Source organism: Brevibacillus sp. B_LB10_24, assembly GCF_046036945.1.
GTDB lineage: Bacteria > Bacillota > Bacilli > Brevibacillales > Brevibacillaceae > Brevibacillus_C.
The window spans coordinates 120512-129959 of sequence record NZ_JBJQOQ010000013.1; the positions used below are offsets into that span (position 1 = coordinate 120512).

At 52.1% G+C, this 9448-nt stretch carries 9 protein-coding genes, 2 pseudogenes and 1 riboswitch; all 11 genes and pseudogenes read right to left on the reverse strand.

The annotated features are described in order from the left end of the window. Positions 1-3 precede the first annotated feature (3 nt). A complete protein-coding gene (gene htpX, locus ACI7RC_RS14110) occupies positions 4-891 on the reverse strand; it encodes a protease HtpX (RefSeq protein WP_408108863.1) in 888 nt (295 codons plus the stop codon). 19 nt (positions 892-910) lie between these two features. Next, positions 911-1429: a G/U mismatch-specific DNA glycosylase gene (gene mug / locus ACI7RC_RS14115; protein WP_408108864.1), complete on the reverse strand. Its 519-nt coding sequence runs from the start codon at positions 1427-1429 to the stop codon at positions 911-913. Between the two features lie 35 nt (positions 1430-1464). After that, positions 1465-2694, reverse strand: coding sequence for a YjgB family protein (locus ACI7RC_RS14120; protein WP_408108865.1), 1230 nt, complete (start codon positions 2692-2694; stop codon positions 1465-1467). Beyond that, a complete protein-coding gene (locus ACI7RC_RS14125) occupies positions 2684-3208 on the reverse strand; it encodes an RNA polymerase sigma factor (protein ID WP_408108866.1) in 525 nt (174 codons plus the stop codon). Before ACI7RC_RS14125 ends, ACI7RC_RS14120 begins: the two co-directional genes overlap by 11 nt. A gap of 509 nt (positions 3209-3717) precedes the next feature. Continuing rightward, positions 3718-4206 (reverse strand): IS200/IS605 family transposase, encoded by a 489-nt coding sequence (tnpA, locus tag ACI7RC_RS14130; protein ID WP_408108873.1) that lies wholly within the window; start codon positions 4204-4206, stop codon positions 3718-3720. Positions 4207-4455: 249 nt separating this feature from the next. Further along, positions 4456-5031, reverse strand: a complete 576-nt coding sequence (locus tag ACI7RC_RS14135; RefSeq protein ID WP_408108867.1) for an LOG family protein — start codon at positions 5029-5031, stop codon at positions 4456-4458. Further along, positions 5028-5986, reverse strand: a pseudogene (locus ACI7RC_RS14140) (bile acid:sodium symporter family protein). The gene ACI7RC_RS14135 and the pseudogene ACI7RC_RS14140 overlap by 4 nt, the downstream one beginning before the upstream one ends. A gap of 468 nt (positions 5987-6454) precedes the next feature. Then, positions 6455-6574: a potassium-transporting ATPase subunit C gene (locus ACI7RC_RS14145; RefSeq protein WP_408108868.1), complete on the reverse strand. Its 120-nt coding sequence runs from the start codon at positions 6572-6574 to the stop codon at positions 6455-6457. Positions 6575-6614: 40 nt separating this feature from the next. After that, positions 6615-6899 (reverse strand): annotated as a pseudogene (locus ACI7RC_RS14150) (potassium-transporting ATPase subunit KdpA); the annotation flags it as partial. 24 nt (positions 6900-6923) lie between these two features. After that, a complete protein-coding gene (gene kdpF, locus ACI7RC_RS14155; protein WP_161605041.1) occupies positions 6924-7043 on the reverse strand; it encodes a K(+)-transporting ATPase subunit F in 120 nt (39 codons plus the stop codon). Positions 7044-7249: 206 nt separating this feature from the next. Beyond that, positions 7250-7443: riboswitch (cyclic di-AMP (ydaO/yuaA leader) on the reverse strand. A gap of 158 nt (positions 7444-7601) precedes the next feature. Next, positions 7602-9296 carry a methyl-accepting chemotaxis protein gene (locus ACI7RC_RS14160; RefSeq protein WP_408108869.1) on the reverse strand — a complete coding sequence of 565 codons (1695 nt, stop codon included), beginning with the start codon at positions 9294-9296 and terminating at the stop codon, positions 7602-7604. Positions 9297-9448 lie beyond the last annotated feature (152 nt).

Here is a 9448-nt window from a genome sequence, read left to right on the forward strand (position 1 = left end):
GGATCACCCGGCGTACTCTTCCAGTCTGCGAATGCGGTCATCCAGATCGGGATGGCTGGCAAACAGGCCGAGGAAACCGCTCTTTTTGCCGTTGATCTTGAGCGCTGCGACCGATTGCTGGTCGGTATCGATCAATTGAACCGTCGATTTAAGCGAGCGCAGCGCATGGATCATCTGCTCCCGTCCGGCCAGGCGAGCGCCGCCGGCGTCCGCACGGTATTCGCGGTAGCGCGAGTAGGCCATCACCAGAATGCTGCCCAGGATGGAAAACAGGATATCGAAGACAATCACCGCGATAAAATGCACCAAGGGCGCAGTCTCCTCCCGTACAAAGCGAGAGGCGACAAGTGCGCATATACGCGACAGGAAGACGACAAAGGTGTTGATGACTCCTTGCAGCAGGGTCATCGTCACCATGTCCCCATTGGCGATATGCGCCACTTCATGAGCGATAACCCCGCGAATCGCACTGTCATCCAGCCGCTCCAGCAGCCCATGTGATACAGCTACCAGTGAACGGTTTCTGGTCGGGCCGGTCGCAAATGCATTTACCTCAGGCGAGTTGTAGATGCCCACCTCCGGCATGACGCGAAGTCCTGCCTGACGGGACAGACGATGGACCTCTTCCACGAGCTCACGCTCTGGCGAATGCAAATAACCGTTGGTTTTGAGCACGCGGACACCCAGCATCCACTTTGCCATCGACCTGGAGAGTGCCAGGGAGATGAGCGCCCCGGTAAATCCAACCACTGCGCTAAAGACGAGCAATGCCCTGTAATCAATGCCCTTCGCGGTGATATAGCCGCGCACCCCAAGCAAGCTGGTCACGATGCCGATCGTAACAATGACGAGAATGTTGACCAGCACAAATAAACTGATCCTCTTCAGCATGCCAGTCTCCTTTCGTTTCTTAACAGAAATTCTGCCTCTCTTTCAGTCTGACCAACTGACGATAAATTTCTACAATCTCGTCCAATTTTATTCTGACCAGCCCGCTTGACGAAGGAGCGACGAATTCACACACGCCGGGAACGACGGGCATCGTCTGAACTCCCCAGCCCGCGTCTTTCCGGCCGCTGTACTGTTCGTACACTCCTTTTCCAACGAAGCAGACGATCCTGGGGCGGTACTGCTCTATTTTTTTCTTCAGTTGTTCCCTGCCCGCAGCGTACTCTTCCCTGGATATTTCCGCCGCATTTCGGGTCGGCCGCTCGACGATGTTGGTAAAGCCGTAGCCGATGGCGAGCAGGTCCTGGTCCTCCTCCGGGCTGTACAGGCGCGGTGTCAGCCCGGATTGGTACAGGATCTTCCAAAAACGGTTGTGCGGATTCGCATAGTGATGCCCTGTCTCGCCTGACTTTAGGCTGGGATTAAAGCCGACAAACAAGATATCCAGGTTAGGGGCGAGATGGTCGGGTATGGGTTGCAAATGGGATCACCGTTCCTTTGCGGATGAAAGGTTCATCAGCCAGCCATATGATTGACGGTACCTTTTGGATAAATCACGTTGATGTGGTTGACGTACGGATCGGGCTCTTTGGCGCCAGGCTCCGGGAAGACGATTTTCAGTTCGTATTTGGGACTGACCTTGTAGACGTAGATTGCCTCGCCGCCAGCCTTGTTGATGCTTGCCGGATTGCCCAATATCTTCTTCACCTGCGACAGGCGAAGCTCCTGCAAACGCAGGTCGTACGAACGAATTTCCACAGTCTGCATCCCCTTGTTATACCCGAACACGACGCCATGCTTTTGATATACCGCATAGGTTAAACCGTTTACGTAATCGGATTGATCCGGTTTTCCCCACTTCTCTTCAATTGGAGCAGAGTCGGACGTCTCGAGGGCAAATTCGGCATTGACCACCCTTCCTTCTTTTGCCATTTCCGCCGTAGTCCGCACCAGTTCGTCTCCGTTGGTGTTCGCCATCAGGTTGACAGTTCCCTGCGGATACAGCACGCTTACGTGGTCGAGGTGAGGATCAGGGGTCTGTTTGGAAACAGCGGGAAAGACGACGCGCAACTGGTACTTATCGCTGGCGTTGTACACATAGACAGTCTGATCGGTATTGCTGGTGATCCGATCCGGCTCGCCTAATGCCTGTTTCACCTGGGACAAGGCAACCTCCTTTACTCTCGGGTCATAGGAGCGGATTTCTGTAATCTGCATCCCCTTGTTGTAGCCGAGATCCACCCCGTGCTTGGCGTAGGAACCGTAGGTCAGGCCATTGGTGTAGTAGGTTTGATCCGGCTGACCCCATTTTGCTTCGAGGGTGTCGTACATTCCGGTCTCTACTCCGAAGTCCGTATTGATCGCTTTTCCTTGGCGGGCAAGCTCCAGCATGTTTTTCAGCAGGGTTTGACTGGCATCCTGTTCGCCGGACGGGAACGCGATCGGCATTTCCTTTTCATGAGCAGGTGTTCCCTGGCTGCCTGCCGGCGGTTTGACTGGCAAGGAAATCTCTTTGTCGGAATGTACCCAATACGTTCCCAGCCAAAACGCCCCCGCCAAGGCAGTACAGACAGCCAGCCCTTTTCCCAAAGCGGCAAACCGATGATGAACCTTTTCACGCCCGCTCCACTTGCTTTCGCTCTCTCTCAACATGGCAAGCATCTCTTTTTGCCGCTGCGGATCAAGCTTGATGTCAGGAAGGCTGGACAATTTCTCCAGTGTCTCGCGGTCAGGATTATACGACATTGTTGATCATCCCCTTCGTCTGTTTTTCAACCTTGCTTTTCAGTGCCTTGACCGCCCGGTGCAGCGTGGTATTCACCTTGGATTCGCTCCATTGCAAAATCGCAGCCGTCTCTTTCGGTGACAATCCCTTGATCCCCCGCAGGATCAGCACTTCGCGATAAGCCGGCTTCATCTGCTGCAGCGCTTCGTACAGCTCGCGTTTTTCTTCATGTAGATTCAGGATCTCTTCCGGAGTCTTTTCCTCCGTCCTCACATTCTGCAGCAGGCTTTCGGGAAGCCAACTCAAGAGCCGCCGTTTTCGCCCGTAATCAATGGCCGCATTGCGGGCAATCGTCAGCAGCCAGGTTTTGGGATTGGCTCTTCCTTCATATGTGTCAAACGCTTTTATCGCTTTGATAAAGACTTCTTGTACGAGATCCTCCACATCCTTGTTTCCGGTGTAGTAAACAAGGAATTTGTACACGTCGTTGCTGTAGCGTACAAACCACTGTTCGATCTGCTCTTTTCTATCCAAGTTTTCCTCCACCTTTTTCGTTAAGTATAGAGTTAGACGCAAGAGCTCCCGTTTGATTACACTTTTTGTACGTTTTGTTCTTCCCAACCCTTTGGGGCTTTACTCTCATCGGGGTAAAGCAAAAAAACGCCCGAAAGCGGCTGCAGCCAATCGGGCGATAGCGATAATGTCATCTATTGAACGATCTTCAAATCCGGCGCCAGCAGATCTTTACGGTCGAGATCGAATATCGTATTCTGCTTGCCGTTAAGCGTTTTTTCAAGGAATGATAAGATTACGCTGTTGCTTCGTTCATGTTGGTACACAAATAATGAAATAAGAAATACTTCAAATCGCAGATGGATTTCCTGTCTATCTATTAAGAAAATCCTTGTTTCAGTCATAACCACCGGCTTAGCCGGTGGCTTCCATTAGCCCTATAAGGGCATGTTACAAGCAAGCGCCTCAAAGGCGCGCTGAAAGTCTGCCAACCGCGTGTTACCTCGGGCGGCCCCTGAAAAGGGGCTCCTTTACCTGCCCTTTTTCACCGACTCACCCGTAAACGGGTCGATCAGTTCTTTCATCGTTAATTGCTCGTAATTCTTGTCCTCCACTAACTGGTTACGGATATATTCCTCAATTACCTTTTTGTTTCTTCCTACTGTATCTACGTAGTACCCTCTGCACCAGAATTGACGGTTTCCATATCGGTATTTCATATTTGCAAACTTATCAAAGATCATCAATGAGCTTTTTCCCTTTAAGTAACCCATGAACTCGGACACGCTTAACTTAGGCGGGATACTCACCAACATGTGTATATGATCCACGCAGGCTTCCGCTTCGTTGATCTCCACTCCTTTTCGTTCACATAACTCCCGTAAAATCTTCCCTATCTCTCTTCGTAATTTCCCGTATATCACTTGTCTTCGGTATTTCGGGGCAAATACGATATGATATTTACAGTTCCATTTGGTATGTGCTAGACTGCTTGTCCATCCTTTGTCCTCCTGTGATATGTGTGAGCGGTTGGCAGACCGGCTCTCATCTTATCACCGAGTTCAAAGGATGGCTACTCATAGCTATAAGCTTTCCCGAACCCCCAGTCTAACTGGGGGTTTTCTTATACAAAAAAACAGCTATCACCGGGACAGGCCCGTGATAACTGTTTTTGGTAAGCGGTAGATTGGCCATGGCGCAGCTTGTCCTGTTTTCAATGGACAGTAGGCTCAGTGAGTCGTTAAAGGGCGTGAAGAATAACGGGTCTATTATGGCGTGCTCCACTTGTTTGTCTTCGCAGGCGGCTGATAATGGTGCAGCCGTTCCAACAGCTTGGCCGGCTCGTTTTCGCAAATCAGCAGTTCCGTGTGGGTAGCAGGGATAAAGCCGGCCTCCACGGCGGTTTTGACCATTTCCATCAAGGGGGTGTAATACCCTGCCGTGTTGAGCAGGCCGACCGGCTTGCTGTGGATCCCCAGCTGCCCCCAGCTCACCACTTCGAACACTTCCTCAAATGTGCCGTATCCGCCCGGCAGAGCGACAAAAGCGTCTGCCAGCTCCCCCATTTTCGCTTTCCGTTCGTGCATGTCTTTTACCTCATACAGTTCCGTCAAGCCAGTATGGACCATCTCTCCGCGAAACAGCCCTGTCGGCATCACGCCGATCGCCTTTCCCCCGCGCTCCAGCACCGTATTGGCGATGCAGCCCATCAACCCGGCATTGGAACCGCCGTAGACCAACTCCAGACCACGGGCAGCAAGCTCAATGCCCAGCGCTTTTGCCATCTGTTCAAATTGGGGATTTACTCCGCGGTTCGAACCCGCGAACACACATATCCGTTTCATACAGCTCTAACCTCTCTTTCCTGCTCATCTGCTTGTTTCATGCGGCTGAAGATCGTCGCCAGGATCGGACCGGAAATATTGTGCCAGACGCTGAAAATTGCACTCGGCACGGCGGATAAGGGAGAGAAATGGGCGGTGGCAATCGCTACGCCCAAGCCGGAATTCTGCATCCCAACCTCAATGGAGATCGCCTTTTGTTTGGCCAGGTCCATCCCCAGCAGTTTGGCGAACAAAAAGCCGAGCAAAAGTCCCAGCGTATTATGCAGAATGACGACCGCGAAGATCGCCAGGCCGGTGGAAGCAATTTTTTCCTGGCTGCCGGCCACGACTGCCGATAGATTGCCACAATGGCGATGGTCGAAATCAACGGCAATGCTTTTGCCCCCGCTTCGGCAGGTTTTTTAAACAGCGTTTTGACAATAAATCCAAGGACGATCGGGATAATTACGACTTGCAAGATCGACCAGACCAACGACCCGGCATCGACCGGAATCCACTGACTGGCAAACAACAAGATCAGGAAGGGGGTAACAATTGGCGCCAACAGCGTCGTCACGGAGGTAACTGCCACTGACAGGGCAACGTCCCCTTTGGCCAGATAGGTCATGACGTTGGAAGCCGTTCCGCCCGGGCAGCAGCCGACCAGAATCACGCCTACCGCTACTTCCGGCGGGAGAGTCAACCCCTTGGACAGTCCAAAAGCGAGCAGCGGCATAATGAGAAACTGGCCGATGACGCCAATCGCCTCATCCTTGGGCCGGCGAAATACTTCCTTAAAATCGGAAAGGGATACGGTCAGGCCCATCCCGAACATGATGATGCCGAGCAGCGGCGTAATATATTTTCCTATCCATTTAAATGAGTCCGGTGAAAAAAACGCCAGTGCTGCAAACAGCAGCACCCAGATAGCAAAGGTGTTGCCGACAAACTTGCCTACTTTCCCTAGTGTGTTCAATTTCACTTCTCCTTTGATAAAACATATTTTCATATTTTGCGTGAATTAATTATAATGTTTAAATTAGAATTTTTCTATCCCCCTGTATTTACCTTTTTTACCAAGAACGCTTCGGGATCAGGATAAATGGCGCAAACCCACTGCCTGCTGTCAGGAGCGGGTTTGCCGTATCGAAACGATGTGCAAATCGATGTTTCGCGACTGCCTCAATAGTTTATTGATAATCGAACCTTTGATCAGTTCTTCCCACCTGCTGAGGCGGAGTGGCCTAGGACGATTTGCGTCATGTGAAATCGTTCGGCGGTATCGATGATGATCTGCGCAGTCTTGCGGCTTCGGGCTTCTTCTACTATTATATGTCGCCAAACTGTTGGGCCAGCTTTTGCCAGCGGCCGATGTTCTTTTGCTGCTCGCTGTCCAGCTTCTCGACGGGCAGCGGGACGACCGTCATGACGTAGAGCTCCGCCTTTAATCGACAGGCGGCTCGCCGAAAAGCCCCAGGTCGCGTCCTTCGGTATGCTGCTCCACCAGCGCTTCCAGCTTGTCTTTCGAGACTCCCGTCACGTTGCTGATTCGGTCGATCTGCACTCTGGCCGCTTGCGGCGTGATGTGCGGGTCAAGCGGAGGTCATCGTGATGACCGCCATCTGCGAGAACAGCGACAAACCTGTTTCCCCGCTGTAGTGCTGCAGGTTGGTATTGGTCAAAAAGCTGACCACCGTATAGAACGCCTAGGTCGGCTCCATGCTGCCCATGCCGTTCGGATTGAGCGGCAGTAGATTTTGCAGCCGCAGGATCAGGTAACTGATACCGACAAGGACCGCGTTCGTCAACAGCAGGCTGAACGCGTACCGCTTCTATGTCATGCCGGCCCTCTCCCGCAAACCGGCGATTCGATAAATCAGCTTTTCAAATGCCCATGTCCATCCCCCGATTGGTTAAAATTTTTCAGGATGCAGCAGTGCGTAAATCAAGTAGACAAAAACCCCTGCGGCAAAAACGGCCACGATGATCATGCCTCCCCGCCCCCATTCCCTTCCGCTCCGCGTCCGCACCATGCGGCCAATCCGCAAAACAACAGATACATTCCGCCAAGCAGCAGGAGCATGCATACATCTATCATTCGAGTGCCTCCTTACGTCTTCAACAAGTGAGCCTGTCAAAACGTCCCTGTTTTCAGGCACAAAAAAGAAGCCTGCGGAAGAGGACCTCTTCTCGCGCTTCTCGCACACGGTAAAGCAAACCGTGTCAAAGCACGACAATCGTTGCCTCTCTCGATACGCTTACGAGGTTAGCTGTCGGATTCGGGCGGTGAGAGTCGCCCTACTTGAAGCAGGACCTCATGGCGGCCCGTGCTGCAAGATTCACCCCTTGTGATGCCCTCCCGCTCTCACACGAGAAAAGTCCTCACGGTTGGTTCCCCCGCTTTCCATAACGGAAACTCAGCGAATAGAATGGAAACTTTTATTAGGTTGAATTGAATATTACGCCTGAGCCTCAGGCTTCGCAATGGCTGATTTCGTCAAAAAACAGATGCTCTATCGCCAAGATAATGCAAAAAAACGCGAAAGGACCCGTCCGGTCCAGACGAGCCCTTGTCATCCTGTATCTCTTCCTTACACCTTGAATTTGCCGACCAACGCCCGCAGTTCTTCCGCCATCCGTGCCAGGGAAGCCGCCGAGGAAGATACTTCCTCCACGGTTGCCAACTGCTCTTCGGCGGACGCCGATACCGTTTGCGAGCTTGCAGCGACCAGTTTTGAGCCTTCGGAGATTTCATTGGCCGCACGCTTAACCTGTTCGGTGCTGGCTGCCACCTGCTGCGATGCGGCGGATATTTGCTGAATCTGGCTGGTGACTTCATCGACGTACCCTTTGATTTCGCCAAACCTCCTGCCGGCGCTATGTACAGCCTGCCTTCCTTCGCTTGCCTCTGCGATTCCTCTTTCCATCCTCTCGACGGTATCCTGCGTATTTTGTTGTATACTTTCGATCATCTGCGTGACCCGGCTGGCCGACTCTGCTGACTGCTCCGCCAATTTGCGAACTTCGTCCGCGACGATTGCAAAGCCGCGTCCGTGCTCGCCGGCTCGCGCCGCTTCTATCGCCGCATTCAGCGCCAAAAGATTGGTCTGCGTGGCAATTTCCGACATCACGTCTACGATCAGGCCCACTTCCTTGGAATACTCCCCCATCTCCTGAACCGCCTTGGCCAATTGTTGTATCGTGCTCTCCAAGGAGTCCATCTGCTTGACGGCCACTTGAACCGCTTGATTTCCCTCCAGCGATTTTTCCGCGGCCTGAAGCGACAGGGCGGCGGTGCGCTGCGTGTTCTCTGCGATTTGTTGGATCCCGATCGACATCTGATTGATCGCCTGGACGCTTTCATCCGCCCCCCGTGCTTGTCTGTCAGCACTGACCACGATTTCCTGAATGGATGAGCTGATCGTCTCCGCTGAGCAGCTCGTCTGTTCGGCACTGGCTGACAGCTCTTCTGAGGATGCGGCCACGCTTTCCGCACTCAGGTTTATTTGGCTGATCAAGCCGCGAAGATTTGCGGCCATTTGATTGAAGGACGCGGCCAGCTGACCAATTTCGTCGTTGTTTTTCACCGCCAGATTCTCTTTCGTCAAATCGCCTGATGCGACCAGCTCGGCGGCTGCCGCGATCTGCACGATTGGCCTGGAGATCATGCGGGACATGAGATACCCGATAAGCAGTGCCAACACAAGAGTGCTCATGCTTAGAAAAACCATGCTGCTGATGGAAGTGTCAACCGCTTTCTTATTTTCGCTGCTGCCTTCTTCCATTAGCTGCTGCTGTCTGGTGGCAATCTCATCTGCCACTGGCTCCAACTGTCTCCCGAGGGGCAGCACTTCTTTGGTAAAGAGGTCTACGATTTGATTCCGATCTTCGTTCTGTCCAGTCAATTTCAGCAGATCAGTATACTTCGCTTTAAATTGTTGGTTAAGATTCTCCAGTTCTTGGAGCTTTTTCAGATCCTCATCCGCCTGAACCAACTTTCTGGTATCGCTGATAAGCTGATTCAACTGGTTGTGATACTTTTCCATACTGTCCAGAAACTGCTGGTCCTCCGTCAAAAGATAGCCGCGCAAGCTGTTGGACTGTTTTGCCGCCTGGACCTGCATCTGATACGAATTTGCCACAATGACGGCCCGCCTGTTCAGCAGATCTGTGTAAGACTCATCCAATTTAGTCAAAAAGTAGTAATCAATGCCCGCTGTCACAGCAAGCAGCAGGGCTATGAGAAAAAAGGCCCCCGTTAATTTTTTGCCGATGGTAAGTTTCAAAACTAGACACCCTTTCGAAAGTTTATGTTTTGAAAAGCTGTATTCGTGAAATTGCAAGAGTCCTTTTAGCCACCACCCACCCTTTTCCAAGAAAAATTTCATATTTTTCTACACGGTTTCAGCTTATGTCGTACAATGTTTGTTGTACGTCA